This window comes from Micromonospora sp. CB01531 (genome assembly GCF_001905095.1).
GTDB lineage: Bacteria > Actinomycetota > Actinomycetes > Mycobacteriales > Micromonosporaceae > Micromonospora.
In genome coordinates, this window is record NZ_LWLS01000094.1 from 256414 (window position 1) to 283001 (window position 26588).

Sequence of the window (26588 nt, forward strand, 5' to 3'; positions counted from 1 at the left end):
GAGAAGAGCGACTCCGACTACGACCGGGAGAAGCTGCAGGAGCGCCTGGCCAAGCTGGCCGGCGGTGTTGCGGTGATCAAGGTCGGCGCGGCCACCGAGGTCGAGCTGAAGGAGCGCAAGCACCGCATCGAGGACGCCGTCCGCAACGCGAAGGCCGCCGTCGAGGAGGGCATCGTCCCGGGTGGTGGCGTCGCGCTGGTGCAGGCCGGCAAGACCGCCTTCGACAAGCTGGACCTGGCCGGCGACGAGGCGACCGGTGCCCAGATCGTCAAGATCGCGCTGGACGCCCCGCTGCGGCAGATCGCCGTCAACGCCGGCCTGGAGGGTGGCGTCGTCGTCGAGCACGTCCGCAACCTCAACCCGGGCCACGGCCTCAACGCCGCGACCGGCGAGTACGTCGACCTGCTCGCGTCGGGCATCATCGACCCGGCCAAGGTGACCCGTTCCGCGCTGCAGAACGCGTCGTCGATCGCCGCGCTGTTCCTCACCACCGAGGCCGTCGTGGCGGACAAGCCGGAGAAGACCCCGGCCGCCCCGGCTGGTCCGGGTGGCGGGGAGATGGACTTCTGAGTCCAGCTCCACCAGCACGCCGAACGGGGGCGGGCCGCGTCAGCGGTCCGCCCCCGTTCCGTGTCTCACGTCGGCAGCCGCCGCTGGTTTCGCCGCTTGTGCGCCCGCTCGTACGGCGGCGGGATGCGGATCGGCTCGTCCACCAGTTGCAGCGGTTCGTCGCTGGACGGCTCGTCGATGCCGGCCATCTCCACCAGTTGCTCGGCATCGCCGTAGTCGAGCCGGTCGAACGGCAGTTGGCCGGAGACCTCGCCGACCGGGTGCCAGCTCGTCGGCTGGTCGTCGGTCCGTTCGTCGTCCGTGGTCATGGCTGCCTCCTTATGACTCGACCGTAGGGGGCGGTCAATGGCCACGGGCCGGAATGGCATTATTAGCGTCTATGCACTTTTCGCCCCATTAGTCATTCCTGTCCGTCCAGCGCTTTCCGGTACAGAAAGAAAACCCGCTCGATCCTGGCCCCCGCCGCGCCCGCGTAGAACGGCACCGGGCCCACCCAGCCGATCTGCGCCGTGCCGATCCCCGCTGCCGCCTGGTCGCGCAGGCAACGCCGGATCAGCACCCCACCGATGCCCGAGCCCTCGGCCGCCGGGGCCGTACCCATCGGCCCGAACCAGCTCGGCCGGGATGAGCCGTACGCCGCGAACCCGAGAACCTCGCCGTCCCGCTCCGCCAGGTGCGCGCCCGCGTCCGGCCGCCCGAGCGAACCGGCCAGCTCGCCGTCCCACGTCCCGCCGAAGGTGGACCGGGCGAACGCGGCCAGCGCGGGCAGGTCCGCCGGCTCGGCCCGGCGTACCGTGACGCCCTGGTCGGCCAGCCGGCGCTCGGCGGGCTCCGTCGTACGCAGCGCTGGCGCGCCCTCGGCCAGGTCCACGGTCATGTTCCAGGCCGTCCGGTCCTGCCGGTAGCCGAGCCGCAGCGCGAGGCAGACCGCCGGGGTGTACCGCACGTCGATCCCCGGCCAGGCGTAGTACGGCGGGTTCCCGGCGAGCAGCAGTTCGGCCGCGCCCAGCCCGGCGAGCCGCCGTTCCGCCTCGGCCAGCAGGGCCCGCCCGACGCCCCGGCGCCGTTCCTCCGGCGCTACCGCCAGCAGGTCCACGTGGCCGAGCTCGGGGTCCCGTTGGGACCGCGACCCGACCAGCACGCCGATCAGCTCGGTGCCGCGTATCGCGCCGAGCCGCAGCACCGGCCGGTCGGCCGCCGCGCGGGCGGCGAGGGTGTCCACGATGGCCGGCGCCTCGGCCGCGTCCTCGGGCAGGTCGAGGGCCCGCCGGCAGAGGTCGACGATCGCGGGCAGGCGGTCCGGGCCGAGTTCGATGATCTCCGCGTCCATGGTCGCCGACCCTAGGTCATCCGTCCGCCGTCCGGCACCGCCCGACCGGTCCGGGTGCCAACCGGCGACCCGGGTGTCAGGAGGGAGATCCGGCGCGCTGCGCGGCGCGGACCGCCGCGTACGCGTCGACCAGGCCGGCGCCGACCTCGTCGGCGGGGCCGCCGCAGCGCGCCGCGTCCGGCGGTACGCCGGCCGGAGCGGCGGTGTCGAGGAGGATCCGCCGGGTCCGGGCCAGATCGCCGACGAGCGCCGGGTTCGCCGACCACATCAGCGCCACCACCCCGGCCACCTGCGGCGTCGCCATCGAGGTGCCGTCCAGGGTGGTGTAGCCGCCGCCGGGGTACGCCGACAGCACGCCCGCGCCGGGCGCGACCAGATCCGGCTTGGCGATGCCCGCTCCGGCCGGTCCCCGGCTGGAGAAGCGGGTGAGCTGCCGGGCCCGGTCCACCGCGCCGACCGTCAGCACGTCCGGGTACGGCGCCGGCGGGTCGGACACCGAGCCGCAGTACGGGCCGGAGTTGCCGGCCGCGGCCACCACCAGGATGCCGGCCGCGGCCAGCGCGGCGGTCGCCGGCCGCAGCGCCCCCGGGTCGCAACCCTCGATCGGTGGGCAGCCCCACGAGTTGGTCAGCACGTCGGGTGCGCGTTGCGGCCGACCGTCGGTGAACGGGTTCCCGCCCGGCGGGAACGGCGCCAGCATGAACTGGAGGCAGTCGAGGTAGTGCGCCGGGCTGCCCAGGTTGCGGTCCAGGTTGACGCAGCCGACCCAGTCCGCCCCGGGCGCCACGCCGATCCCGTTCCGGCCCACCGCGCTGCCGATCGTGTGGGTGCCGTGACCACCCCGGTCGCCCGGCGTGCGGCGGTGCTCCCACGGGTCGTACCAAGAGTCGTCGCCGCCCCGGAAGCCGGCCGCCAGGGCGGGGTGCCGGCCGTCCACCCCGGAGTCGGAGCTGCCGACCACCACGCCCGTCCCGGTCACCCGCAGCTCCGACCAGACCCGGTCGGCGCCGATCAGGGACACGTTCCAGACCGGACCGGCGGGCGCCGGCTGGCTGCCCCGAGCCGGGGGCGCCGCCGCCGGCAGCGGGCGCAGCCGCTGGCTGATCAGCACCCGGCCCACCTCCGGGCGCCCGGACAGCCAGGCCCGTACCGCCGGCCCGCCGTCCGTCTCGATGGCGTTGACCAGGTAGTACGGCGTGGGGTGCAGGCGTAGCCGGGTCAGTTCGCGGCGCAGGTCACCCTGGGTCCGGTCGGCGGTGGCCACCAGCCGCCGGTACACCTCGGCCGTCCGCGCGTTCCGGCCGGCCCGCCCGGGCGCCCCGGCCGGGACGCCGGTCAGATCGGCCTGTTCGCGCAGCACCACGAGTAGCCGCTCGCCGTACAGGCCGGGTTGGCCGGGGGCGACGTAGACCACGGCCACGGCGGTGAGCAGGGCCGCGGCGGTCAGCCCGGCCGCGCCGCGGCGCGGGGCGCGGGCGCGGGGCCGGGCCAGCAGCACCCCGTACCCGATGGCGAGCAGGACCGCGACGGCGAACGCGGCGCCGGTCGCGACCGCCACCCAGAACGGGACGTCGCGGCTGGTGGCCAGCAGGACGGTGATCTCCTCCGGGTCGGCGAACGCCAGCGGCCCGAGCAGCGCGAGGCCGACCAGCCAGCGGACCGGGCGGCGGCCGGCCGGCTCGCCGGCCCGCCGGGCTGCGACCTCCAGCGCGCCCAGCACGACGCCGAGCGGCGGCAGCACGACCAGTGCCGGCAGTTGCGCCCCGGACTGCCCGGCCCCGGCGGCCAGCAGTACCAGGGTGACCCCGGCGACCAGCCCGCCGACCAGCATCAGCCGGGCCGGCCGGGGTGGTGCGCCGACGGCGAACCGGGCCCAGAAGGCGGCGTCGAGCAGGGCCGCGGCGAGTGCGCCGAGCGCGGCGGCGGCGAGGCCGGCGAGCACCGTCTCCAGCACCCCGCCGAGCGCGCCCACCCACGCCCAGGGCAGCAGCGTGGCCAGCCCGGCGGCGACCGCCAGCAGGGTCGCCGGGTCCGCCCGCCGGCCGCCCGCCGGCCCACCGCCACGAGGTGGCGCGGGAGCCGAGCCCGGCGGCACGCCGGCCGGGCCAGCAGGGGTGTGCTCCGGGCCGGCTACGTCGGGGGGCGTGGCGTCCGCGCGGCGGCGCGCCAGCCGGCCGAGCGCCAGCGCGAGCAGGGCCCCGGTGGCGGCCAGCGCGGCCAGGTACGCCTCCTCGTGCACCGGCGGCACCGTCCGCAGCAGGGTCAGCGCGCCGAGCGCCAGCGTCCCGGCGAGCCAGGCGCGGCCGGTGGCCCGGACCGCCGGGGAGCGGGGCAGCAGTGCGAGCGCGAGGGTGGGCGCGCCCACCAGCAGCACGGTGACCAGCACGACCACCGGCCAGGTCAGCACCGCCCGGTGGAGACCCGAGGTGAGCACCACCTGGTCGACCACCCAGCCGGCGACCTGGCCCGGCACGGTCACGAAGACGGCCCAGGCGCCGGTGAGCACGGCGGCGACCACCGGCCAGGGCCCGGACCGACGGGGAGCGGGAACCGGTGGCGGGACCGGGGCTGCGGGGGGACCGACGACCATGACCATCACCGTACGGCCCGGGCGGCGCGTGCCGCCGCGGCGTGCGGACGGTTACCGTGGACGGGTGCGCGACCCGAACGTGTCCCGATCCGCGGCCGGTCAACTCTCCGCCGAGCGCCGCGCCGACGACCTGCGCCGCCTCCGGGCCGAGCGCTTCGACGTGCTGGTCATCGGCGGTGGGGTGACCGGGGCGGGGGCCGCCCTCGACGCGGCGTCCCGCGGGCTCAAGGTGGCCCTGGTGGAGGCGCGGGACTTCGCCGCCGGCACCTCCAGCCGGTCCAGCAAGCTCATCCACGGCGGCCTGCGCTACCTGGAGCAGTTGGAGTTCCACCTGGTCCACGAGGCGCTGACCGAGCGCGGGCTGCTCGCCACCCGGCTCGCCCCGCACCTGGTGCGCCCGGTGCCGTTCCTGGTCCCGCTCCCCGCCGAGGGTGGGCTGCGCGACCTGCCGAGGCGCTTCTTCCGCCGGTCGTACTACGGCGCCGGGGTCGCCACCTACGACGCGTTCGCCGGGGTGTTCGGCGGTGGCCGCGGCATGCCGCTGCACCGGCACCTGACCCGCGAGGGCGCCCGCCGGGTCTTCCCGAGCCTGCGCGCCGACACGCTGGCCGGGGCGATCCGCTACTACGACGGGCAGGTCGACGACGCCCGCCTGGTGGTGACGCTGGCCCGGACGGCGGCCAGCCTCGGGGCGACCGTGGTGACCAGCGCCCAAGCCGTCGGGCTGCTCCGGCAGGCCCGCGAGGTCACCGGGGTCCGGGTTCGCGACCTGGAGGCGCCCGCCGGCTCGCCCGACGTCGAGTTCGAGGTACGCGCCCGCACGGTGATCGCCGCGACCGGGGTGTGGAGCGACGACATGTCGCGGATGCTCGACGACGTCGGGCTGCGCCCCGGCCTGCGGGTCCGGGCCTCGAAGGGCGTGCACCTGGTGGTGCCCCGCTCGGCGATCACCGGCGAGGCCGGGCTGATCCTGCGGACCGCCACCAGCGTGCTCTTCGTCATCCCGTGGGGCGGCCACTGGATCATCGGCACCACGGACACCGACTGGCGGCTGGACCGGTCCCACCCGGCGGCCACCGCGCGGGACATCGACTACCTGCTGGAGCAGGTCAACAGCGTGCTGGACCGCCCGCTCACCACCGACGACATCGAGGGCGTGTACGCCGGGCTGCGCCCGCTGCTGGCCGGCGAGGCGGACTCCACCTCGAAGCTCTCGCGCGAGCACGCGGTGGTCGAGCCGATGCTCGGGCTGCTGCTGGTGGCCGGCGGCAAGTACACGACGTACCGGGTGATGGCGTCGGACGTGGTCGACCGGGCGGTGCATCGGCTGGGCGGGACGCGCCCGTCGCGTACAGCCGACCTGCCGCTGCTCGGCGCCGACGGGTACGCGGCGATGTGGCGGGACCGGGCCGACCTGGCCCGCCGGCACGGGGTGCCGGTCGGTGTGGTCGAGCACCTGCTGGAGCGGTACGGCACGCTCACCCTCGACGTGCTGGCCCTGGTCGGTGCCGACCCGTTGCTCGGCTCGCCGCTCGCCGGTGCCCCCGAGTACCTGGCTGCCGAGGTGACCTACGCGGCCCGCGCCGAGGGGGCGCTGCACCTGGAGGACGTGCTGACCCGGCGTACCCGGATCTCCATCGAGACCAGCCACCGCGGTCTGGAGTCGGCGGAGCACGCCGCGGAGCTGATGGGTGCGGTCCTCGGCTGGGACGCGGCGACCCGGGCCCGCGAGGTAGCGGTATACCGGGCCCGGGTGGAGGCCGAGCGGCGGTCGCAGCTGATGCCGGACGACGTGGCCGCCGACGCGGCGCGGCTGGGCGCTCCGGACGTCCGCGGCTTCGCGGCGGACCGGGGCGGCGAGGGCGACGCCGCCGAGTTGCCGTCGTCCTCGCGGTGACCAGCGGGTAACGTCGCTCGGAGGGTATCGGGCGCTACCTACGGAAGTGTAGGTTTCCCTCCGTGCTCCGCCCACCATGGTCGCGCGTTCCGCTCATGTCCGCCGGCGTCCTGCTGGCGACCGCCCTGACCGGTTGTTCGCTGTTCGGCCGGGCCGAGGGCGCCACCAACCCGGGGGCGGGCAACGCGGCGACAGCCGCCGGCGAGTCAGGGCGGGTCTCGCTGATCCAGAAGCTCGGCACCGACGGCCCGGTCCGCACGCTCGAGGTGGACCCGAGCGGGCGGTGGCAGTGCCGGGACTGCGCCGGTGACGGGGTCGACTCCACCGGGTCGCTCAACCCGGAGCAGACGCAGCGGTTGCAGCGGATGCTCGCCGACCCGGCCCTGGCGCAGGAAACCGACCAGGCCCGCCACTACAAGCAGACCTGCATCGACGCGTTGACCTCCACCCTGCTGATCTCGCCGGAGCTGACCATCACCTCCCAGGACTGCCCGGGCGAGGAGAAGCCGCCGGTGGCCTACGAGATCCTGCTGCTGCTCACCCAGACCACCCCGGCCGAGGACAAGGGCTGAGCGTCAGCACACCTTGCCCGGGTTGAACAGGCCGGCCGGGTCCAGCGCCTGCTTGATCGCCTGGTGCACCCGGATGCCGACCGGGCCGATCTCCCGGGCCAGCCAGTCCCGCTTGAGCAGCCCCACGCCGTGCTCGCCGGTGCAGGTGCCGCCGAGGTCCAACCCGAGCCGCATGATCTCGTCGAAGGCCCGCCGGCCGCGCGCCACGCTGGCCGGGTCGGCCCGGTCGACCACGATGTTCGGATGCATGTTGCCGTCGCCGGCGTGCCCCACCACGCCGATCGGCACGCCGCACTCCCCGGCGATCCGGGCCACCCCGTCGAGCAGGGCCGCGAGCGCGCCGCGCGGCACCGCCACGTCGTCGATGACCAGGCCGCCGTTGCCGCCCGGGAAGGTGTCGGCGGCGAACTTCTCCATCGCCGGATGGGCCAGCCGTCGGGCCTGGAGCAGCGCCGCCGCCTCTGCCGTGTCGGTGGCCGCGTAGACCTCGTCGGCGCCGGCCGCCGTGCACACCTCGGCGAGCCGGGCCAGGTCGTCCGCCGCCCGCCCGCCGGTGTCCACCGCCGCCAGCAGCAGCGCCTGCGCGTCGGTCCGCAGCCCCATCGGCCGGTACGCCTCGATGGCCCGCAGATGGGTCTGGTCGAGCAGCTCCAGCAGGCTCGGAGTGAGCCCGCGCTCGGCGATGCCGGCGACGGCCGTGCCGGCCGCCGCCGTGGTGGGGAAGACCGCGACCAGGGTGAGCGACTCCTCGGGTGCCGGCCGCAGCGAGACGGTCACCTCGGTGATCACGCCGAGGGTGCCCTCCGAGCCGACGAAGAGCCGGGTGAGGTCGTACCCGGCGACGCCCTTGGCGGTCCGCCGGCCGGTGCGCAGCACCTCGCCGGAGGCGAGCACCACCTCCAGGCCGAGCACGTACTCCGTCGTCACGCCGTACTTGACGCAGCACAGGCCGCCCGCGTTGGTGGCCACGTTGCCGCCGATGGTGGACGACTCCCACGACCCCGGGTCCGGCGGATACCACAATCCCTGCTTCGCCACCGCGCCGGCCAGCGCCGCGTTGACCACGCCCGGCTGCACCACGGCGATCCGGCTCACCGGGTCGATCTCCAGGATCCGGTCCATCGCCACCGTGCTCAGCAGCAGCGCGCCGTCGACCGCGTTCGCCGCGCCGGCCAGCCCGGTCCGTGCGCCCTGCGGCACCACCGGTACGCCGTGCCGGGCCGCCGCCCGGACCACCGCCACGACCTCCTCGGTGGTACGCGGGCGGACCACCACCAGCGGCGTACCCGCCGCGCAGAGGTCGGCCTCGTCCCGCTCGTGGGTGCGGAGCAGATCCGGGTCGGTCAGCACCGCGGCGTCGCCGAGCGCGGCCCGCAGGTCGTCGAGGAGGGGGCTAGCGGCCATGCCGGGAAGGCTAGGTCGTGCCGGTCGTGATCATCAACCGGGCGTACCGTTGGTCGCCATGCTGTACCTGGACCGGCCGGTGGTGCCCTGGCGCGGACGGCTCTGGTCGCACCTGATCAGCGACGTCTCGTACGCCGAGCTGCACGCCTTCGCCGAGGCGTTGGGCGCACCCCGCCGCGGCTTCGACCGGGACCACTACGACCTGCCGGCGGAGCGGTTCCCGATGGCCGTCTGGCTCGGCGCCCGGGTGGTCCCCTCCCGGGAACTCGTGCGGCTGCTGCGGGACGCCGGGCTCCGCCGCCCCAAGCACCTCACCCGCCTCCCAGGGCAGCGAGTTCCCGGGTGAGGTTGGCGCGGGCCGGTTCCTCCCAGCGGGCGTGCGGCTCGGGGAGGCGGTAGAGGGCGGGCAGGGCCAACAGGCCGGTCAGCACCGCCGCCCGGCCGGCGCGGAAGGCCGGTTCGGGGACGTGGGCGTACTCGCGCCGTACGGCCGCCGCGTAGCGGTCGTAGCGGTCGGCCGGGGCGGCCAGGATCGCCAGGTCGGCATCGCACAGCAGTTCCCCGTCCGGGTCGTCCGCCCGCACCGCGTGTCCGGCGGTGAGCAGCACCAGCCGGCGTACCTCGGCCACCGCGTCCGCCGGCAGCCCGAGGTCGGCGAGCAGCTCGCCGGCCAGCTCCGCGCTGGCCCGTTCGTTGGCGTCCCCGCCGGCCCGCGGGTCGTAGACGGCGTCGTGGCACCAGGCCGCCAGCCGGACCAGCGCCGGCCGCCGGGCCTGCCCGGCGTACGCGTCGACCACGTCGAGCACCGCCCGCAGGTGCGCCACCGTGTGGTAGTGCCGGTGCGGCTCCCGCCACCCGGCCAGCAGCCGCACCCCGGCTCCCGCCACGGCGGCCGGGTCGACCGCGCCCGCGGCGCGGGCCGCGTCCCGCCACCGCTGCATCAGTTCGTCCACCCGGTGCAGTCTGCCCCACCGCTCGGGACGAGGATTCACCCCGTGAAGGACGGGTAGTCCCGGCCATGGCCGTGGCCCGGGACCGACGACTGCCGTTCCTGCGGCGTAAACGGCTGCGCGAGGGACTGGTCGACGTCGACGAGGCCCGGATCGCCGAGGCGATGGACGAGCTCCGCCACCGGAGCCGGGCCACCTGGCACGACCGGCTGCATCGGGTGCGTACCTCCGCCGGCCTCGCCGTCCAGGCGGGCCTCGCCGCTGCCCTGGCCTACCTGGTCTCCCACCGGCTGCTCAAGAACCCGCAGCCGGTTTTCGCCCCGATCTCCGCGGTGGGCACCCTAGCCGCCTCCGTCGGCCAGCGGTTCCGCCGGACCGTGGAGCTGATCGTCGGGGTGGCGATCGGGGTGTTGCTCGGCGACGGCCTGGTCTACGTCCTCGGGACCGGTGCCTGGCAGCTCGGTCTGGTGGTGACCGCGGCGATCCTGCTGAGCATCTTCGCCGGGGCGAGCGTGGCGGTGGTGATCCAGGCGGCGGCCACCGCTGTGCTGATCGTGACGCTCAGCCCGTCCACCAAGAATCTGGAGGTGCCCCGCTTCATCGACGCGGCGGTGGGCGGCGGCATCGCGCTGCTGGTCACCGCGGTTCTGCTGCCGCTGAACCCGTTACGCGTGATCAACCGGGCCGCCCGGCCGGCGTTGAACCTCCTCTCCGACCAGCTCCAGGCCTGCGCGGAGGCGCTGCGCAATCGGGACCGGCACGCGGCGCAGCAGGCGTTGCTCCGGCTTCGGGAGAACAAGGAGGAACTGGCCGCGCTCTCCGAGGCGATCGAGGGCGCCAAGGAGACCGCCACCATCTCGCCGGCCCGCTGGCACCGGCGCAGCGAGCTGACCCACTACGCCGAGGCGGCCGACCCGATCGACCGGGCGATGCGCAACAGCGGCACCCTGATCCGTCGCTCGGTCACCCTGATCGAGGACGAGGAGCCGATCCCCGGGCCGATGCCCGACGCGATCAGCCACCTCGCCGAGTCGGTCCACCTGCTCCGGCAGGAGTTCGCCGCGGGGGAGGAGCCGCAGAAGGCCCGGGAACGGTCCCTGCGCGCGGTCAGCGAGGCCAGCCGGGCGTACGCCGAGGGGGTGGGCTTCTCCGGCAGCGTGGTGATCGCCCAGATCCGCACCGCGGCGAGCGACCTCATGGTGGCCTCCGGCATCGACCAGGAGGAGGCGAACCGGCTGATCCGGCAGGCCTTCGGCGAGCGGGAGCAGCGGACCGGCGGCCCACCCGACCAGGGCGAATCCCCCAAGCCCCCCACCGCACCCCCCGTCGGCTGACCTCCGCCCGCGCCCGGTTTGAGCGCGGCTTCACCGAAAGAGTGGCCATCCGACAGCGGACAGGCGGGCATGAGTGAGCGCCGCTCCGGTGGCGGGCGGCGGTCAGGGGAGGGTGGCGAGGGCGGTGAGGAGGGCGTCGACATCGGCGGGGGCGGTGCCGAGGCCGAGGCTGGCCCGCAGCGCGGTCGGCGGCAGATCCCGCCGCCCGCTGCGCGCCGCCGCCTCCGCCAGCAGCCGCCGGGCCAGCGGGTGAGCGCAGAAGAGCCCGTCCCGCACCCCGATCCGGTGCGCGTCGGCCAGGTGGGCGGCCACCTCGGCCGAGTCCCGTCCGGCGACCACGAAGGAGACGATGCCCACTCGGGGCGCGTCCGGCCCGAAGGTACGCAGCTCCACCACGTGCGGCAGGGCTGCGACCCCGGACCGCAGCCGGGTCAGCAGCGCCTGCTCCCGGGCGTGCAGCTCGTCCCGGTCCGCCTCGGTCAGCGCGGCGCAGACCGCCGCGAGGGCCACCGCGCCCAGCAGGTTCGGGGTGCCCGCCTCGTGCCGGGCCGGCCCGTCGGCCCAGCGCACCTCGTGGGTGGCCGCGCCGACGTGGCTGGTGGCCCCACCGCCGGCCAGGTACGGCGGGGCCGCGTCCAGCCAGTCGGCGCGCCCGACGAGCACGCCCGCGCCGAACGGGGCGTACAGCTTGTGGCCGGAGAGGGCCAGGTAGTCGACGTCCAGCGCGGCCAGGTCCACCGGGACGTGCGGGGCGAGTTGGGCCGCGTCCACCAGGATCCGGGCGTCGTGCCGGTGGGCCACCCGGGCCAGCTCGGCCACCGGCCAGCGTTCCCCGGTCACGTTGCTCGCGCCGGTCACCGCGACCAGCACCGGCAGGCCCGGCCGGGTTCCGGCGCCGACCCGGGGCTGCCCGGCCCGCACACCCGTTCCCGCGCTGCCCCGCCGCAGCTCGGTGAGGGCGGCGTCGAGGCCGCGGACCGCCTCGGCGGGGCTGGCCGGCACCGGCAGCCGGACCGAGCCACGCGGCCAGGGGAGCAGGTTGGCGTGGTGCTCACCGGCGAAGGTGACCACGGTGGTGCCGGCCGGCAGCGCCCGGGCCAGCAGGTTGACCGCGTCGGTGGTGTTCCGGGTGAAGATCACGTGGTCGTCCGGGCGGGCACCGAGGAAGTCCGCGATCGTCTGCCGGGCCCGCTCGTAGGCCAGGGTGCAGCGCCGCGACAGCGCGCCAGCGCCGCGGTGCACGCTCGCGTACCAGGGCAGCAGCTCGGCCACCGCGTCGGCCGCGGCCCGCGCGCACGGCGCGCTGGCGGCGTAGTCCAGGTTGACCTCCCCGGGTACGCCGAGCACGCCCAGCGGATCCGGCCGGCTCGACGCCGGCAGCGTGGGCAGCGTGGGCAGCGTGGGTACGACGGTGACGGTCATGCCGGAACCTCCCGGGTCCAGGGGACCCCGGGGTGGGCTACCGGGACGGGGTCCGCGCTTGCCCAGCACGCGGTTCGGGCTGGGCCCGGTCATCACCCGGGGCACCCCACCGCGAACTCGACGAGGGTTGCCGGCCAGCAAGCCGGGGCTTGACGCTGGCGCTCGTGACCTGCCCGGCAGCATACCGGGCCCGATGCGGCCGGACCAGAGGGCCACGGGTGACTACGCTGACCGCATGGCCGACACCCCGCCCGGCGGCGCCCTGCCGCCGCCGCCGTCCGCGCCCGCCCTCCCGCCGCCGGGGTCGTCGACCCCCCGGATGCCGCTGCGCCGGCTCGGCTGGCGGCGGATCCTGGCGCTCGCCGCGGTGGTGCTGCTGATCGCCGCCGGCGCGGTGTTCATGGTCTTCACCCTCGGCGAGAGCCTGGGCGCCGAGGCCCTGCTGGTCGGCGTCGTCGCGGCCATCCTGCCGGTGCCGGTGCTGGTCTCCTGCTTCCTCTGGCTGGACCGGTACGAGCCGGAGCCGCTGAAGTATCTGATCTTCTGCTTCGCCTGGGGCGCGTTTGTCTCCACCGCCATCTCGCTGCTGGTCAACGAGACCGGCGCCCGGCTGTTCAAGGACTGGGGACTGCCCGCGGCGCTGACCGCGGTGCTGGTCGCCCCGTTCATCGAGGAGTTGACCAAGGCGGCCGGGCCGATCCTGCTGCTGATCTTCCGCCGCCGGGAGTTCTCCGGGATCACCGACGCGCTGGTCTACTGCGGGCTCTCCGCGATCGGCTTCGCCATGGTGGAGAACATCCTCTACCTGGGCGGATACGGCTACCGCACCGGCGTCGAGGAGTACGGACCGGCCACCGGCGCGCAGCAGGTCATCGCCATCTTCATCGTGCGGATCCTGCTCTTCGGCTTCGCCCACCCGCTGTTCACCTCGATGACCGGGGTGGGGCTGGGCGTCGCCGCCCGCACCGCCGACCGGCGGATCCGCGTCCTCGCCCCGATCGCCGGCCTGCTGCTGGCGATGATGCTGCACGGCACCTGGAACCTGCTGCCCTCGCTGGCCGTCGCCACCGGGCAGCCGATCATCGTGCTGTACGGCTACATCGGCGTGATGGTGCCGATCTTCTTCGGCATGGTCGGGTTGGCGGTCTGGCTGCGCGCCTGGGAGGGGCGGCTCACCGAGCGGACCCTGCCGGACTACGTCCGGGCCGGCTGGCTCACCCCGCCCGAGGTGGCGGCGCTGGGCAGCCTCGGGCGACGGCACGCCGCGCGTACCTGGGCCCGGCGGGTGGCCGGCGACGGCGGGCTGAAGGCGATGCGGGGCTACCAGTTCGCCGCCACCCGGCTGGCGCTGCTGCGGGACGGGATGCGCCGCGGGCTGGACCGGAAGCCGGCCGAACGGGAGCGGACCCTGCGGGAGGAACGGGAGCTGCTGGACGCGATCGCCGCGTACCGGTCGTTCTTCGTGGGGCGGGATCCGCAGGCCCCGGTCGGCGTCTGGGACGGGCAGCACTACCACCTGCGGTTCCCGGACGGTTCGCAGCGCCCGGTGGCGGCTCCGGACGAGCCGGTGGTGCCGATCCCGGTGGTGCTGGCCCCGCCCCCGGCCCAACCGCCCACCTACGGCCCGCCCGGCTGGTACGGCCACCGACCGGCTGCGCCCTGGCCGCCCGGGGCCTAACGGCCCGCCCGGCCGGTCCGGCACCCGGTCTCCGGTGCCGGCCGCGCCCTGGCCCTTGAGGGCCTGACGGTGGCGGGACGGCGGCGAGGGTCAGGTCATCAGGCCGGTGAGGAAGTCGCCGAGGCCCTGGGCGATGGCCATCAGGAGAGCGCCGATCGACTTGAACAGCTGCGCCGCGCCGTCCGGCCGGAACGCCATGAAGAAGATCAGGAAGCCGACCGCCCCCACGATCAGCAGCTTCTTCACGAATACCGGCATGGTCCCTCCCCAGGGCGCTGGTGCTTGCCTGGCTTCCCAGGGGGAAGCGGCGCAAACGGCACCCCGGGGCGGGCGGCTACAGGTAGAGACCGGTCGAACCGGTCGGCTCGTTCTCCACCCGCTCGGCGGCGACGGCGTGCACGTCCCGCTCGCGCAGCAGCACGTACGCCCGCCCGTGCAGCTCCACCTCGGAGCGGTCGTCGGGGTCGAAGAGCACCCGGTCGCCGGCGACGATGGAGCGCACGTTCGGGCCCACCCCCGCGGCGACAGCCCAGGCCAGCCGCTTGCCCACGGCCGCGGTGGCCGGGATCACGATGCCGGCGGTGGACCGGCGTTCGCCCTCGCCGCCCTCGGTACGCACCAGCACGCGGTCGTGCAGCAGACGGATCGGCAGGCCGGAGTCGAGGTTCTGGTCGACGGTCACGCGAAGACGCTACCGCGTGCCCCGTGGGCGGCCGTCGGCGTGGTTGATCGGCGCGGGACAGGGGCAATGTGTGGCGAACTCGCCCTAGGGTGGGGCGGACGGACGTATCCTGTCCGCCCTGTGTCGTGGGCGGACCAGATTTGCGGGAGGTGCGCTTGAGCCGCTTCGAGCGGATGCGCAGACGGCTCCGCCGTGCGTACGAGTCCGGCCGCCAGTCGGCGCGGGCCGACCGGATCGACCCCGACGACGCGCCGGGGGAGCCGGCGGTGGCCTCGCCGTCCACGCCCGGCCCGGCCGCCCCCGCCAGCGCCCCGACGGTCGGGGCGGCCCCTCCGGCGGCCCTGCACAACTCGACCACAAGCCGGGACGACGCGGACGTGCCGCACGCGCTGCGAATCGCCGCGGCCTGGTCCTGGCGGTTGATCGTGATCGGCCTCGTGGCCTGGGCACTACTCAAGATCGTCGGCACGATCCGCATCGTGATCATCCCGCTGGCGATCGCGCTGCTGCTCTCCGCGCTGCTCGCCCCGGCGGTCGGCTGGCTGCTCAAGGCCCGCTTCCCGCGGTCGCTGGCGACCGGGGTGGTGCTCGTCGGCGGCCTGGCCGCGGTGGTCGGCACGCTGACCCTGGTGGTGAACGAGTTCATCGCGGGCGTGCCGGAGCTGAGCGACAAGTCGTCGCAGGGCGTCCGGCAGATCCAGAGCTGGCTCAAGACCGGCCCGTTGCACGTGTCCGACAGGCAGATCAACCACTACATCGACGAGGCGCAGAAGTGGATCAGCGGCAACTCCAAGACTTTCACCACTAGCGCCCTCTCCACCGCGGCCACCCTGGCCGAGGTGCTCACCGGCACCATCCTGGTGCTCTTCGCGACCTTCTTCTTCCTCCGCGACGGCAACAAGATCTGGCGGTTCCTGGTCCGGCTGCTGCCGGTGGCCGCCCGGTGGAAGGTCGACGACGCCGGCCGGGCCTCCTGGGCGACGCTGGGCGCGTACGTCCGGGCCACCGTGCTGGTCGCGTTCATCGACGCGGTCGGCATCGGAATCTTCCTGGTGATCTTCAACATCCCGTTCGCGTTTCCGCTGGCCGCGCTGGTCTTCCTGGGAGCGTTCATCCCGATAGTCGGAGCCGCGCTCTCCGGCGGGGTGGCCGTGCTGGTGGCGCTGGTCGACAGCGGCCCGGTCACGGCGCTGATCATCCTGGGCGCGGTCATCGGCGTGCAGCAACTGGAGGGGCACGTGCTCCAGCCGTTGATCATGGGCCGGGCGGTGGCCATCCACCCGCTCGCGGTGATCATCGGGATCGCCGCCGGGGTGGTCCTCGCCGGCATCGCCGGCGCGCTCGTCGCGGTGCCGCTGATCGCGGTGCTCAACACCGCGATCCGCCGGCTCGCCGCCCGGACCGTCCCGGACACCCCACCGGACGCCGTGGTGGTCGCCTCCCAGGCCCCCTGACGCGCGTCCCCCGGCTCGATCCACTCCGGGTGCGGCCGGCGCGGGGACCGTCGGAACCGCGCTGGCCGCACCCGGAGTGGCGTCAACGCCGGCGGGGGTCAGGACTTGCCGAGTCGTTCCAGCGCGCCCCGGGCCACGTCCGGGCGGGTGGTGTACCAGAACGGCGGCAGCGAGCGCCGCAGGAACGGGCCGTAGCCGCGGGCCGTCTCCAGCCGGGAGTCGAGCACCGCCACCACCCCGCGGTCGCCGGTCGCCCGGATCAGCCGGCCGACGCCCTGGGCCAGCCGGACCGCCGCGATCGGCACGCTGACCGCCGCGAAGCCGGAGCCGCCGCTGGCGTCCACCGCCGCCGCGCGGGCGGCGGCGAGCGGCTCGTCCGGCCGGGGGAAGGGCAGCCGGTCGATCACCACCAGCTGGCAGGCGTCACCCGGCACGTCCACCCCCTGCCAGAGCGACATCACCCCGAACAGGCAGCTCTCCCGCTCCCCCCGGAACCGGCGGACCAGCAGCGGCAGCGCCTCCTCGCCCTGGAGCAGCACGGGCAGGTCGGTCCGCGCCCGGAGCAGCTCCGCCGCCTGCTGCGCGGCCCGCCGCGAGGAGAAGAGCCCGAGGGTACGGCCACCGAGCGCGCCGACCAGCGCCAGCAGTTCCTCGCCGGCCGCCTCGGGCAGCCCGGAGACGCTGGGCCTGGGCAGGTGCGCGGCGACGTACAGGATGCCCTGCCGGGCGTAGTCGAACGGCGAGCCGACGTCGAGCGAGCGCCAGCCGGGCCCCTCGGTGGCCGGCACCGTCCCGACCGCGGCCCGGCTCCCCGGAGTGCGCGCCACCGGCGCGGTGGCAGACCCGGTGCGGCCGGGGAGGGCGGGGCGGGCGGCGGCGCCTCCAGCCCAAGCGCCCGGGCCACCGTGTCGAACCGGCCGCCCAGCGCCAGCGTCGCCGAGGTGGCGACCACGGTGCGCTCGTCGTACAGGTGGGTGGCGAGCGTGCCGGCGACCGAGAGCGGCGCGACCACCAGGGCCCGCCGGCTGCCGTTCTCCGGCTTCTCCACCCAGGCGACGTCGTGGTCGGCCTCCTCCAGCAGCCGCTGCGCGGTGGTGGAGAGCTCGTCCAGCACCGCCTTGGCCTGCTGCTTGCGAACCGGGTCCGGGTCGTCGGCCTTGATCTCGCCGATCGCCTCCAGCGCGGCCCGGGTCGCCGCGTCGAGCAGCGTGCACGCCTCCCGGAGGGGCGACGGCAGGCCGGCGGTGAGCCGCCCGGCCGGCGCCTCGGCCAGCCCCACCGCGAGGGCGTCGCCCGCCTCGGTGAGCCGCTCGGCGACCTCCGGGCGGAGCAGTGGCCGGGCCCGGCGGGCGGACCGGTCGATCAGCTCCGGGACCAGCTCCGCCTGGGCGGCGGACGACACCCGGTCGGCCAGCTCGTGCGCCTCGTCGACGACCAACAGCTTGTGCGGCGGCACGATGTGCCGGCCGGCCAGCATGTCGACGGCGAGCAGGCTGTGGTTGGTCACCACGATGTCCGCCTCCCGGGCCCGAGCCCGCGAGGCCTCGGCGAAGCACTCCTGACCGAACGGGCAGCGGCTGGCGCCCACGCACTCCCGCGCCGGCATCGAGACCGACCGCCACACCTGGTCGTCGACGCCCGGGTCGAGCTCGTCCCGGTCGCCGGTGGCGGTCTCCTCCGCCCAGTCGCGCAACCGCTGCATCTGCTTGCCGAGCCGGCCCGCCTCGCCGAGCCACTTCGTGCCCCCGCCGGGCCGGGGCGTGTCGAAGAGGGTGTCTTCCGGCTCCTCCTCGACCGAGTTGTCCAGCCGGGCCAGGCAGAGATAGTGGTGCCGGCCCTTCAGCACCGCGAAGGTGGGGCGACGGCCGAGCAGCGGCTCCACCGCGTCTGCCAGCCGGGGCAGGTCGTGGTCGACCAGCTGGGACTGCAACGCCAGGGTGGCGGTGGAGACCACCACCGGGCCGTCCACGGCAAGCGCCGGGGCCAGGTACGCCAGCGACTTGCCGGTGCCCGTGCCGGCCTGGACCAGCAGGTGCTCGCCGGAGGCGATGCTCCGCTCGATCGCCTCGGCCATCTGCTGCTGACCGGGCCGGGTCGCGCCCCCGGGGACCGCGCCGACCGCGGCGGCCAGCAGCTCGCCGCCGCCGGGCCGGGTGCCCCGACGTTGCTTTCTGACGGCGGGACCGGTGGCGGCAGGGGGCGGGGTCACCGTGCGACCGTACCCGCCGCCGCCGACAGCGGTCCCGCCCATCCGGCGCGTGGCGCGCTCCGGCGGGTCGCGTCCGGTTACCTGCCGATCGCGTCGCGTGGCCGGAATCGGTTAGGGTGCCAGTCATGCCGAGCGACGTGGTCCGCGTGATCTACCGCAAGTACGACGGCAGCGCCCACCGCGACTACCCCGCCCGCCGGCTCGCCGAGGACGACCTCGGCGTCTGGCTCGGCGTACCGGCCGGCACCGAATCGGTCTACCACGGCCGGCCCTCGGTCGAGCAGATCCCGTTCGTCCTGCTGGTGCCCCGGCACGCCTGGTGGACCGGGATGTTCAACCCGCCGCCGCGGACCAGCGAGGTCTACTGCGACATCGCCACCCCGGCCCGCTGGCAGGGCGACGAGACGGTCCACCTGATCGACCTCGACCTGGATGTGGTACGCCGCCGCGAGACCGGCGTGGTCGAGCTGCGCGACGAGGACGAGTTCGCCGAGCACCGGGAGCGGTTCGGTTATCCGGACGACCTGGTCGTCGAGGCCGAGGCGGCCGCCCGCTGGCTGTTCGGCGCGCTCGGGAACGGCACCGAGCCGTTCGCCACGTCGTACCGGAAGTGGCTGGCCCTGGTGGTCTGAGCTGGCTCACGAGTGCGGCGGCCAGCCGGTCTGCGCCCCCACCGCCGGCAACTGGGCCACCTTCTCCGGATTGAGCTGGTTGAACACGCCCGTGATCCGGCCGTCGTGCACCGCGAACGAGGTGACTATGCGGATCGGCCGCCCGTCCCGGAACACCGTCTCCGCCTGCCAGCCGAGCGCGCCGTCGACCAGCACGGGTCGGGCGAGGACGGTGTCGCCGTACCGGCTCGCCTGGCCGAAGAGCCCGCGGACGAACCGGGCCACCGCCTCGGCGCCGACCACCGGCCGGCGGGCCGCCGGGAAGTGCCCGCCGCTGTCGCCGATCATCACCACGTCCGGGGCGAGCACCTGGACGAGCCGCTCCAGCTCGCCGGACTCCACCGCGGCGATGAACGCGGCGAGCACCCGCTGCTGCTCGGCGAGGTCGGCGGTGTGCCGGGGGACGTCCGGCGCGGTCACCGCCCGGCGGGCCCGGGAGGCGAGCTGCCGAGCCGCGACGGTGGTGGTGCCGAGCACGTCCGCGACCGTGGCGAACGGCACAGCGAAGACGTCGTGCAGCACGAACGCCACCCGTTGCTCCGGGCTCAGCCGCTCCAGCACCACGAGCAGGGCGGTGCCGAGCTGGTCGGCGCGGACCGCCCGCTCGGCCGGGTCGGGGGCGAACCCGTCCGCCGTGGGCACGTCGGTCACCACCGGTTCCGGCAGCCACTGACCTGGGTACGCCTCCCGGCGTACCCGGGCGGAGCGGAGCACGTCCAGGCAGATCCGCGAGCAGGTGGTGGTCAGCCAGCCGCGCAGCTCGCGGATCTGGGCGCGGGCGGCCGGATCGGCGAACGCGCCCGCGTACCGCAGCCAGGTCTCCTGGACGGCGTCCTCGGCCTCGCTCCGGCTGCCCAGCATCCGGTGGGCGACCGCCATGAGATGGCCGCGCTCCGCCTCGAACTCCGCTGCCAGGTCCGTCACGGCCGCTCCCTCCCGTCGGAGACCACATTCTCCCCATACCTCTGGACGACCCACCGCCCCGAAACGTGACACGTTCGCAGTCCCGCCGCGCCCCGCCCACGGCCACCGTCGGCGGCCTGGAGACCCTGGACGGTGTGTGGATCTTGGCGTGGACGCGGTGGCGGGCGGGGCGCGGGGCGCTCGGGAGGCGGGGATGGGTGAGGTGGGTGAAGATCGAGGGATGAGCGGAGTCGATGAGGTGGTGCGGCCCGTGCGCGGCCCGATGCGGGAGCTGCTGCGGGTGGCGCCGGGTGGCCGGGCCGTGGACCTCGCGGGCATCGATCCCCGGTCGACGCCGGGGCTGCCCCCGGCGGCCGGGATCGGGCGCGGGCCCAAGGAGTGGGCCCGTAGGCAGGTCGAGTTGCTCGGTGAGGCGCTCGGCCGCCAGCAGGAGATGCTGTACGCCGAGGCGAAGGGCGCCGCCGGTCCGGGGGCGCCGACCAGCGCCCCGACCCAGGCCGGCGCCCACCTGGGTGGGGGCCACCCGCGCCGGGTGCTGCTGGTGCTCCAGGCCATGGACTGCGGTGGCAAGGACGGCACGATCAAGCGGGTGGCCGGCGCGATGAACCCGCTCGGCCTGCACATCCGCTCGTTCGGCCCGCCCACCGGGGAGGAGTTGCGGCACGACTTCCTGTGGCGGATCCGGCGGGCCCTGCCGCCGCCCGGATACGTCGGGATCTTCAACCGGTCCCACTACGAGGACGTGCTGATCGCCCGGGTCGAGTCGCTGGTCGACGAGGCCACCTGGCGGGGGCGCTACGACGCGATCAACGCCTTCGAGCGGGAGCTGACCGACGACTCGGTCACCCTGGTGAAGGTGATGCTGCACATCTCGTACGCCGAGCAGGGCGAGCGGCTGATGGAGCGGCTCACCGACCCGACGAAGTACTGGAAGTACAACCCGAGCGATCTTGACACCCGGGCCCGCTGGGACGACTACCAGGCCGCGTACGCCGAGGCGCTGCAGCGGTGCGGCACGGACGCCGCGCCCTGGTTCGTGGTGCCGGCGGACCGGAAGTGGTACCGCGACTGGGCGGTGGCCCACCTGCTCCGGGAGACGTTCGACGCACTGGATCTGGGGTATCCGCCCGCCGATTTCGACGTCGAGCGGGAGCGCGGCCGGTTGCGGGGTGAGAGGGCGACAAGGTCAAGGTGAACGGAAGGTGAACGAGCGGTGAATCGGCCCTGACCAGGGGTAGGCCGAAGAATGCTCGGCTACGCCGGGTACCTAGCATGCGCAGAGCGGACGCCCTTTCGGGGCGACGGCCACCCTTCCACCGACACGACGAGGTCCGTGCTGTGAAGTTTTCCTTCCGTCCCACCGAGGGCGCCTTCTACGAGCTCTTCACCAGGGCCGCGCAGAACCTGGTGCGGGGTACCGAGCTCCTGAACGAGTTAGCGCTGCCCGGCGTTGACGTGCAGTCGGTCAGCGAGCGGCTGACCGAGGTCGAGCACGACAGCGACCAGATCACCCACGAGCTGTTCAAGAAGATCAACTCCACCTTCATCACCCCGTTCGACCGGGAGGACATCTACCGTCTGGGCTCGCTGCTCGACGACGTGATGGACCACCTGGAGGCCGTCGGCAACCTGCTCTACCTGTACGGCCTGACCAAGCTCCCCGCCCTGCCGCGCGAGCTGCACGAGCTGGTGAACGTGCTGGACCAGCAGGCCAAGCTGACCGCCGACGCCATGCCGCAGCTGCGGTCGATGAAGAACCTCGAGGACTACTGGATCGAGTGCAACCGCCTCGAGAACGACGGTGACCAGGCGTACCGGATGCTGCTCGTCCGTCTCTTCTCCGGCGAGTACGACGCGCTCACCGTGCTGAAGATGAAGGAGGTGGCCGACGAGCTGGAGGCCGCCTGCGACGCCTTCGAGCACGTGGCCAACACCGTCGAGACCATCGCGGTCAAGGAGTCCTGATCCCGTGACTCCCGAACTCATCGCCGTGCTGGCGGTGATCGTGGTCGCCATGGCGTTCGACTACACGAACGGCTTCCACGACGCGGCCAACGCGATCGCCACCAGCGTCTCCACCCGGGCGCTGACCCCCCGGGTCGCCCTCGCCCTGGCTGCCGTCGGCAACTTCGTCGGTGCGCACTTCGGCGCCGGAGTGGCCAAGACGGTCGGCGACGGCCTGGTCACCCTGCCCACCGGGGTGACCAGCCTCGGGGTGGTCTTCGCCGGCGTGCTCGGTGCGATCGCCTGGAACCTGATCACCTGGTACTTCGGCCTGCCGTCGTCCTCCTCGCACGCCCTCTTCGGCGGCCTGGTCGGCGCCACCCTGTTCGCCGCCGACGGCGTCGTGCAGTGGGGCAACATCATCGACAAGGTCCTCATCCCGATGGTGCTCTCGCCGGTGGTCGGCCTGATCCTCGGCTTCCTGGTGATGCTGGCGATCCTCTGGCTCTTCCGGAAGGGCCAGCCGGCCAAGCTGAACCGGGGCTTCCGCTGGGCGCAGACCGCCTCGGCCGCCGCCATGTCGGTCGGTCACGGCATGCAGGACGCCGCCAAGACCATGGGCATCATCGTCCTGGCCCTCTACACGGGCGGCTACCAGTCCGACAAGACCCACATCCCGCAGTGGGTGTTCTGGACCTCGGCAGCCATGCTGGCGGCCGGCACCTACGCGGGTGGCTGGCGGATCATCCGTACCCTCGGCCGCAAGATCATCGACCTGGGCCCGCCGGAGGGCTTCGCCGCCGAGACGGTGGCCAGCGCCGTGCTCTACTTCAACGCCCTGGTGCTGAAGGCCCCGATCTCCACCACCCACACGATCACCTCGGCGATCATGGGCGTGGGCGCGACCAAGCGGCTCTCCGCGGTCCGCTGGAACGTGGCCGGCAACATCGTGATCGCCTGGATCATCACCTTTCCGGCGTCGGCGGCCATCGCCTGCCTGGCGTACCTGCTGGTCCGCCCGCTGTTCTGAGGCTGACGTGGGGAGGGCTCCCGGCCACCGGGCCGGGGCCCTCACGCGTAGGCGACGCCGATCCGGGCCCGGATGTCGTCCAGCAGGGCCATCACCTCCAGGCTGGCGGCGTGCGGCACCAGCGGGCTCTCGATCAGCCCGGCGGCCAGGCAGCGCTGCACCTCGACGGCCTCGTGCTGGTAGCCGCCGCCAGCCAGGTCCGCCGGGACGGTCTCCGGCTCGGCGCCGGGCCGGTGCAGCACCGCCGCGCCCGGCCGGTAGAACGGCTCGGGCAGGTCGATCCGGCCGGTAGTGCCGGTGATCGACGCGGTGATCGCGGTGGCACCGATCATCCCGCAGCTCAGCGTCGCCACGGCGCCGCTGTCCCAGCCGAGCACCAGGCCGGTGTTCTCGTCCACCCCCTCGGGGCTCAGCTTCGCCCAGGCGTGCACGTGCTGCGGCACGCCGAGCAGCAGGTGGGCCAGGCTCACCGGATAGACCCCCAGGTCGAGCAGGGCCCCACCGCCCAGCGTCCGGGCCCGCATCCGGTGCTCCGGCGGAAACGGCCCGGCCAGGCCGAAGTCCGCCCGTACGTGGGTCACCTCGCCGATCGCGCCATCCGCGATCAGCTCAACCACCCGCAGGATCAGCGGATTGCATCGCATCCACATGGCCTCCATGAGGAAGCGGCCGCGGGCCAGGGCCGTCTCGACCAGCTCGCTGCTGGTCGCCAGGTCGAGCGTGCACGGCTTCTCCACCAGCACGGCCTTGTCGCCGGCCAGGCAGGTCATCGCCGCCTCGTGGTGGGCGGCGTGCGGGGTGGCCACGTAGATGACGTCCAGGTCCGGGTCCGTGGCCAGGTCCGCCCAGGAGGCGTACGCCCGGGGCACGCCGTGCCGGGCCGCGAACAGTTCGGCGCTCTCCCGGGTACGCGAGCCGACCGCCACCAGCTCCGCTCCCGGCACCAGCCGCAGGTCCTCGGCGAAGCGCCCGGCGATCTGTCCGGTGGCCAGGATTCCCCAACGCGTCATGGCGGCACGCTATCCCGCTCTCCCGCGCCGCCGGAGAATCGATCCACTGGTCGGGAACTAGGCTCGCAGGATGACCAGCCACGGTTTCGCCGCACCCCCCGCCCTGGTGGAGCACGCCCGCCGGTTCCGCGCCGAGGGCGGCGTGCCGGCCGTGCCCCGGGTCGCGGCCACCGTGCTGCTGCTCCGCCCGGCCGGCCCCGACTTCGAGGTGTACGTCATCCGCCGGGTCGCCGCGATGGCCTTCGGCGGGGTGTACGCGTTCCCCGGCGGCGGGGTGGACCGCTCCGACTCGCAGGCGCACCTGGACTGGGCCGGCCCCGAGCCGGCCGCGTGGGGTGACCGGCTCGGCCTCGCCCCGGACGACGCCCAGGCGGTCGTCTGCGCCGCCGCCCGGGAGGTCTTCGAGGAGGCTGGCGTGCTGCTGGCCGGTCCGGACGCGGCGACCGTGGTGGGCGACGTGAGCGGGGACGACTGGGAGGCCGCCCGGCAGGACCTGGTGTCCCGCCGGACCGGCTTCGCCGACCTGCTGGCCGGCCGCCGGCTCACCCTCCGGTCCGACCTGCTGCTGCCGTGGAGCCGCTGGATCACGCCGGAGTTCGAGCCGCGCCGCTTCGACACGTACTTCTTCGTGGCCCTGCTGCCGGCGGGGCAGCGGACCCGGGACGTCTCCGGCGAGGCCGACCACACGCTGTGGATCCGCCCGGCGGAGGCCCTGGCCCGGGCGGAGGCCGGCGAGCTGACCATGCTCCCGCCCACCCTGGTCACCCTGGCCGAGGTCGCCGCCGCCGGAGACCTGGCCGGCGTGGCCCGGGCCGCCGCGACCCGCGATCCAGCCACGCCGGTGACCCCCCGCCTCGACCTCCCCGAGACCGGCGAGCCCCGCTTCCTCCTCGACTGACCCGGGTACGCCGAGGGGCGCCGGTCGAGGTCGACCGACGCCCCTCGCGGGCCGGGATCGGCGGCTCAGCCGAAGCGGCCGGTGATGTAATCCTCGGTCTTCTTCATGCTCGGGTTGCTGAAGATCTTCTGGGTGTTGTCGTACTCGATCAGCCGGCCCGGGTCGCCGGTCTTCTCGATGGAGAAGAAGGCGGTCCGGTCCGACACCCGGGCGGCCTGCTGCATGTTGTGCGTGACGATGATGATGGTGAACTTGTCCTTGAGCTGGAACATCAGGTCCTCGATGGCCAGCGTGGAGATCGGGTCCAGCGCCGAGCAGGGCTCGTCCATCAGCACCACCTGCGGCTCGACCGCGATCGTGCGGGCGATGCAGAGCCGCTGCTGCTGACCGCCGGAGAGGCCGGCGCCCGGCTTGCCGAGCCGGTCCTTCACCTCGTCCCAGAGGTTCGCCGACCGGAGCGCCCTCTCGGCCGCCTCCTCCAGGATCGACTTCCGCTTCACCCCGTTGAGCCGCAGCCCGGCCACCACGTTCTCGAAGATGCTCATGGTGGGGAACGGGTTGGGCCGCTGGAAGACCATGCCGATCATCCGGCGGACCGCGGTGACGTCGACGTCCCGGTCGTAGATGTCCTGGTTGTCGATGGTCAGGCTGCCCTCGACCCGGGCACCCGGCAGCACCTCGTGCATCCGGTTGATCGACCGGAGGAAGGTGGACTTGCCGCAGCCGGAGGGGCCGATCAGGGCCGTCACCGTCTTCGGTTCGACGGTCAGGTTGATGTTCTCGATCGCCTTGAAGGCGCCGTAGTAGGCGGTGACGTTGGTGGCTTCGATGCGCTTGGCCATGGTGGTGGTACCTCCGGGATTCATCGGCCGAGCCGGTTGCGGCGGGCCAGCAACTTCGCCGCGACGGTCAGGATGAGGACGAGGGCGACCAGGGTCAGCGCTGCGGTCCACGCCCGCGCCGGCGAGTACTTCGAGGCCTCGCCGGCCTGCTGGTAGACGAAGAGAGCCAGCGACGACTGGTTGTTCTCGAACGGGTTGAAGTTGATCGCCGCGCCGCCACCGGCGACGAGCAGCACCGGGGCGGTCTCGCCGGCGGCCCGCGCGATGGCGAGCATCACACCGGTGACGATGCCCGGCAGTGCCGTCGGCAAAACAACCCGCAGGATGGTCTTCCACTTCGGCACGCCGAGCGCGTACGCGCCCTCGCGCAGCGGAGCCGGGACGAGGCGGAGCATCTCCTCGCTGGAGCGGACCACGGTCGGCAGCATGAGCACGCTCAGCGCCAGCGCGGCGGCGAAGCCGGAGAAGCCCGGCCGCCCGTCGTTGAAGAACGGCGAGACGATCAGCACCCAGAAGGCCAGGACGAACAGGCCGGTGACGATCGACGGGATGCCGGTCATCACGTCCACGAAGAAGCGGATGGTGAAGGCGAACCGGCCCCGGCCGTACTCGACCACGTAGATCGCGCAGAGCACGCCGAGCGGGACGGTGATCAGGGTGGCGATGCCGACCTGCTCCAGCGTCCCGATGATGGCGTGGTAGGCGCCGCCGTTCGCGTCCCGGGCCCCGATGTTGTTCATCGAGGTGAGGAAGAAGTTGCCGTCCAGCCGCTCGGCGCCCTTGCTGACCAGGGTCCAGACCACCGAGGCCAGCGGCAGCACCGCCAGCACGAAGGCGGAGTGGATCAGCGCGCTCCAGGTCCGGTTGCGGGCGGACCGGCGGCCCTCGACGGCGTTCGTGGCGAGGTAGAGGCCGGCCAGGTAGAGCAGCGCGCCGACGACCACCACCAGGACCGGGCCGCCGATGCCGGCGCCGTACACGATCCCGGCGGCGACCAGCAGGGCCACGACGGCGATGGCGGGCGCGGCGTACCCCGGAAGCCGCTTTGCCCGCAGCGTGACCGGCTGGGCCGGGGGCTGCGGGCGGTGGGAGGTGACGGTGGTGGTCATGCGGCCGACTCCGTGAACTCGCGGCGGCGGTAGATGATCGCGCGGGCGGTGATGTTGACGATCAGCGT

The 26588-nt window shown here is 74.3% G+C and carries 24 protein-coding genes, 1 pseudogene and 1 riboswitch; of the genes and pseudogenes, 12 read left to right on the plus strand and 13 right to left on the minus strand.

Translation table 11 applies throughout. The features are described 5' to 3' along the window. A partial coding sequence (locus tag A6A27_RS46335) for a TCP-1/cpn60 chaperonin family protein (protein ID WP_274534598.1) occupies window positions 1-570 on the plus strand: 570 nt, incomplete at its 5' end. Between the two features lie 65 nt (window positions 571-635). Here A6A27_RS46335 and A6A27_RS29370 read toward each other — a convergent pair. The 3 genes from A6A27_RS29370 to A6A27_RS29380 all read right to left on the minus strand — a co-directional run bounded on the left by A6A27_RS29370 (window position 636) and on the right by A6A27_RS29380 (window position 4496). Continuing rightward, window positions 636-878: a hypothetical protein gene (locus A6A27_RS29370; protein WP_073837871.1), complete on the minus strand. Its 243-nt coding sequence runs from the start codon at window positions 876-878 to the stop codon at window positions 636-638. 92 nt (window positions 879-970) lie between these two features. After that, a complete protein-coding gene (locus A6A27_RS29375) occupies window positions 971-1900 on the minus strand; it encodes a GNAT family N-acetyltransferase (protein ID WP_073837872.1) in 930 nt (309 codons plus the stop codon). Window positions 1901-1976: 76 nt separating this feature from the next. Beyond that, complete coding sequence (locus A6A27_RS29380) at window positions 1977-4496, minus strand: S8 family serine peptidase (protein ID WP_073837873.1); 2520 nt, start codon at window positions 4494-4496, stop codon at window positions 1977-1979. Window positions 4497-4569: 73 nt separating this feature from the next. On the opposite strand from A6A27_RS29380, the gene A6A27_RS29385 reads away from it, so the two are divergent. Beyond that, window positions 4570-6387, plus strand: coding sequence for a glycerol-3-phosphate dehydrogenase/oxidase (locus A6A27_RS29385; RefSeq protein WP_073837919.1), 1818 nt, complete (start codon window positions 4570-4572; stop codon window positions 6385-6387). Between the two features lie 62 nt (window positions 6388-6449). Further along, window positions 6450-6959, plus strand: a complete 510-nt coding sequence (locus A6A27_RS29390; protein WP_073837874.1) for a hypothetical protein — start codon at window positions 6450-6452, stop codon at window positions 6957-6959. A gap of 3 nt (window positions 6960-6962) precedes the next feature. Here the strand turns inward: A6A27_RS29390 and A6A27_RS29395 are convergent, their stop codons facing one another. Then, window positions 6963-8363, minus strand: coding sequence for an FAD-binding oxidoreductase (locus A6A27_RS29395; protein WP_073837875.1), 1401 nt, complete (start codon window positions 8361-8363; stop codon window positions 6963-6965). Between the two features lie 58 nt (window positions 8364-8421). On the opposite strand from A6A27_RS29395, the gene A6A27_RS29400 reads away from it, so the two are divergent. After that, window positions 8422-8709 (plus strand): DUF4031 domain-containing protein, encoded by a 288-nt coding sequence (locus A6A27_RS29400; protein ID WP_073837876.1) that lies wholly within the window; start codon window positions 8422-8424, stop codon window positions 8707-8709. On the opposite strand, the gene A6A27_RS29405 is transcribed toward A6A27_RS29400, so the two are convergent. Next, on the minus strand, window positions 8675-9316 hold the full coding sequence (locus tag A6A27_RS29405; RefSeq protein WP_083672955.1) for an HD domain-containing protein: 642 nt from the start codon (window positions 9314-9316) through the stop codon (window positions 8675-8677). The two genes, A6A27_RS29400 and A6A27_RS29405, sit on opposite strands and share 35 nt — an antisense overlap. A 71-nt stretch (window positions 9317-9387) precedes the next feature. On the opposite strand from A6A27_RS29405, the gene A6A27_RS29410 reads away from it, so the two are divergent. Beyond that, on the plus strand, window positions 9388-10647 hold the full coding sequence (locus A6A27_RS29410; RefSeq protein ID WP_083672960.1) for an FUSC family protein: 1260 nt from the start codon (window positions 9388-9390) through the stop codon (window positions 10645-10647). A gap of 102 nt (window positions 10648-10749) precedes the next feature. Here the strand turns inward: A6A27_RS29410 and A6A27_RS29415 are convergent, their stop codons facing one another. Beyond that, window positions 10750-12069 carry an aminotransferase class V-fold PLP-dependent enzyme gene (locus tag A6A27_RS29415; RefSeq protein ID WP_073837878.1) on the minus strand — a complete coding sequence of 440 codons (1320 nt, stop codon included), beginning with the start codon at window positions 12067-12069 and terminating at the stop codon, window positions 10750-10752. A gap of 49 nt (window positions 12070-12118) precedes the next feature. Then, window positions 12119-12239: riboswitch (SAM riboswitch) on the minus strand. Between the two features lie 23 nt (window positions 12240-12262). On the opposite strand from A6A27_RS29415, the gene A6A27_RS29420 reads away from it, so the two are divergent. After that, window positions 12263-13747, plus strand: coding sequence for a PrsW family intramembrane metalloprotease (locus A6A27_RS29420; protein ID WP_073837879.1), 1485 nt, complete (start codon window positions 12263-12265; stop codon window positions 13745-13747). 90 nt (window positions 13748-13837) lie between these two features. Here A6A27_RS29420 and A6A27_RS45225 read toward each other — a convergent pair whose 3' ends face one another. After that, window positions 13838-14005 carry a hypothetical protein gene (locus A6A27_RS45225; protein WP_198940493.1) on the minus strand — a complete coding sequence of 56 codons (168 nt, stop codon included), beginning with the start codon at window positions 14003-14005 and terminating at the stop codon, window positions 13838-13840. 76 nt (window positions 14006-14081) lie between these two features. Next, window positions 14082-14429: a GroES family chaperonin gene (locus A6A27_RS29425; protein ID WP_073837880.1), complete on the minus strand. Its 348-nt coding sequence runs from the start codon at window positions 14427-14429 to the stop codon at window positions 14082-14084. Between the two features lie 173 nt (window positions 14430-14602). On the opposite strand from A6A27_RS29425, the gene A6A27_RS29430 reads away from it, so the two are divergent. After that, window positions 14603-15883 (plus strand): AI-2E family transporter, encoded by a 1281-nt coding sequence (locus tag A6A27_RS29430; protein ID WP_073837921.1) that lies wholly within the window; start codon window positions 14603-14605, stop codon window positions 15881-15883. A gap of 98 nt (window positions 15884-15981) precedes the next feature. Here the strand turns inward: A6A27_RS29430 and A6A27_RS29435 are convergent. Next, window positions 15982-18134, minus strand: a pseudogene (locus A6A27_RS29435) (ATP-dependent DNA helicase). Between the two features lie 83 nt (window positions 18135-18217). Between A6A27_RS29435 and A6A27_RS29440 the strand changes: the two are divergent. Beyond that, on the plus strand, window positions 18218-18724 hold the full coding sequence (locus A6A27_RS29440; protein WP_073837881.1) for a DUF402 domain-containing protein: 507 nt from the start codon (window positions 18218-18220) through the stop codon (window positions 18722-18724). Between the two features lie 6 nt (window positions 18725-18730). Here A6A27_RS29440 and sigJ read toward each other — a convergent pair whose 3' ends face one another. Further along, the gene (gene sigJ / locus A6A27_RS29445) at window positions 18731-19687 is read right to left on the minus strand and encodes an RNA polymerase sigma factor SigJ (RefSeq protein WP_073837882.1); all 957 of its coding nucleotides are present in this window, start codon (window positions 19685-19687) and stop codon (window positions 18731-18733) included. A gap of 220 nt (window positions 19688-19907) precedes the next feature. Here sigJ and A6A27_RS29450 point away from each other — a divergent pair, with 220 nt between their 5' ends. The 3 genes from A6A27_RS29450 (at window position 19908) to A6A27_RS29460 (ending at window position 22661) form a co-directional block, all read left to right on the plus strand. Beyond that, on the plus strand, window positions 19908-20882 hold the full coding sequence (locus A6A27_RS29450) for a PPK2 family polyphosphate kinase (RefSeq protein ID WP_073837883.1): 975 nt from the start codon (window positions 19908-19910) through the stop codon (window positions 20880-20882). Window positions 20883-21025: 143 nt separating this feature from the next. Further along, window positions 21026-21652, plus strand: coding sequence for a DUF47 domain-containing protein (locus A6A27_RS29455; RefSeq protein ID WP_073837884.1), 627 nt, complete (start codon window positions 21026-21028; stop codon window positions 21650-21652). A gap of 4 nt (window positions 21653-21656) precedes the next feature. Then, window positions 21657-22661 (plus strand): inorganic phosphate transporter, encoded by a 1005-nt coding sequence (locus A6A27_RS29460; RefSeq protein WP_073837885.1) that lies wholly within the window; start codon window positions 21657-21659, stop codon window positions 22659-22661. A gap of 41 nt (window positions 22662-22702) precedes the next feature. On the opposite strand, the gene A6A27_RS29465 is transcribed toward A6A27_RS29460, so the two are convergent. Next, a complete protein-coding gene (locus tag A6A27_RS29465; protein WP_073837886.1) occupies window positions 22703-23671 on the minus strand; it encodes a Gfo/Idh/MocA family protein in 969 nt (322 codons plus the stop codon). A gap of 70 nt (window positions 23672-23741) precedes the next feature. On the opposite strand from A6A27_RS29465, the gene A6A27_RS29470 reads away from it, so the two are divergent. After that, entirely contained in the window at window positions 23742-24569 is an 828-nt protein-coding gene (locus A6A27_RS29470) for an NUDIX hydrolase (protein WP_073837887.1), read from the plus strand. 65 nt (window positions 24570-24634) lie between these two features. Here the strand turns inward: A6A27_RS29470 and pstB are convergent, their stop codons facing one another. Both pstB and pstA read right to left on the minus strand, forming a co-directional pair. After that, entirely contained in the window at window positions 24635-25411 is a 777-nt protein-coding gene (gene pstB / locus A6A27_RS29475) for a phosphate ABC transporter ATP-binding protein PstB (protein ID WP_073837888.1), read from the minus strand. Between the two features lie 20 nt (window positions 25412-25431). Beyond that, window positions 25432-26520, minus strand: coding sequence for a phosphate ABC transporter permease PstA (gene pstA, locus A6A27_RS29480; protein ID WP_073837889.1), 1089 nt, complete (start codon window positions 26518-26520; stop codon window positions 25432-25434). Window positions 26521-26588 lie beyond the last annotated feature (68 nt).

Excerpts from the sequence above, each read along its gene's own strand:
- A6A27_RS29400 (WP_073837876.1), top strand. The coding sequence starts at position 8,422 with ATGCTGTACCTGGACCGGCCGGTGGTGCCCTGGCGCGGACGGCTCTGG.
- A6A27_RS29440 (WP_073837881.1), top strand. The coding sequence starts at position 18,218 with ATGCCGAGCGACGTGGTCCGCGTGATCTACCGCAAGTACGACGGCAGC.
- A6A27_RS29380 (WP_073837873.1), bottom strand. The coding sequence starts at position 4,496 with ATGGTCATGGTCGTCGGTCCCCCCGCAGCCCCGGTCCCGCCACCGGTT.
- A6A27_RS29430 (WP_073837921.1), top strand. The coding sequence starts at position 14,603 with ATGCGCAGACGGCTCCGCCGTGCGTACGAGTCCGGCCGCCAGTCGGCG.
- A6A27_RS29450 (WP_073837883.1), top strand. The coding sequence starts at position 19,908 with ATGAGCGGAGTCGATGAGGTGGTGCGGCCCGTGCGCGGCCCGATGCGG.
- A6A27_RS29395 (WP_073837875.1), bottom strand. The coding sequence starts at position 8,363 with ATGGCCGCTAGCCCCCTCCTCGACGACCTGCGGGCCGCGCTCGGCGAC.
- A6A27_RS29375 (WP_073837872.1), bottom strand. The coding sequence starts at position 1,900 with ATGGACGCGGAGATCATCGAACTCGGCCCGGACCGCCTGCCCGCGATC.
- A6A27_RS45225 (WP_198940493.1), bottom strand. The coding sequence starts at position 14,005 with ATGCCGGTATTCGTGAAGAAGCTGCTGATCGTGGGGGCGGTCGGCTTC.
- pstB (WP_073837888.1), bottom strand. The coding sequence starts at position 25,411 with ATGGCCAAGCGCATCGAAGCCACCAACGTCACCGCCTACTACGGCGCC.
- A6A27_RS29370 (WP_073837871.1), bottom strand. The coding sequence starts at position 878 with ATGACCACGGACGACGAACGGACCGACGACCAGCCGACGAGCTGGCAC.
- pstA (WP_073837889.1), bottom strand. The coding sequence starts at position 26,520 with ATGACCACCACCGTCACCTCCCACCGCCCGCAGCCCCCGGCCCAGCCG.
- A6A27_RS29465 (WP_073837886.1), bottom strand. The coding sequence starts at position 23,671 with ATGACGCGTTGGGGAATCCTGGCCACCGGACAGATCGCCGGGCGCTTC.
- A6A27_RS29420 (WP_073837879.1), top strand. The coding sequence starts at position 12,263 with ATGCGGCCGGACCAGAGGGCCACGGGTGACTACGCTGACCGCATGGCC.
- A6A27_RS29415 (WP_073837878.1), bottom strand. The coding sequence starts at position 12,069 with ATGACCGTCACCGTCGTACCCACGCTGCCCACGCTGCCCACGCTGCCG.
- A6A27_RS29470 (WP_073837887.1), top strand. The coding sequence starts at position 23,742 with ATGACCAGCCACGGTTTCGCCGCACCCCCCGCCCTGGTGGAGCACGCC.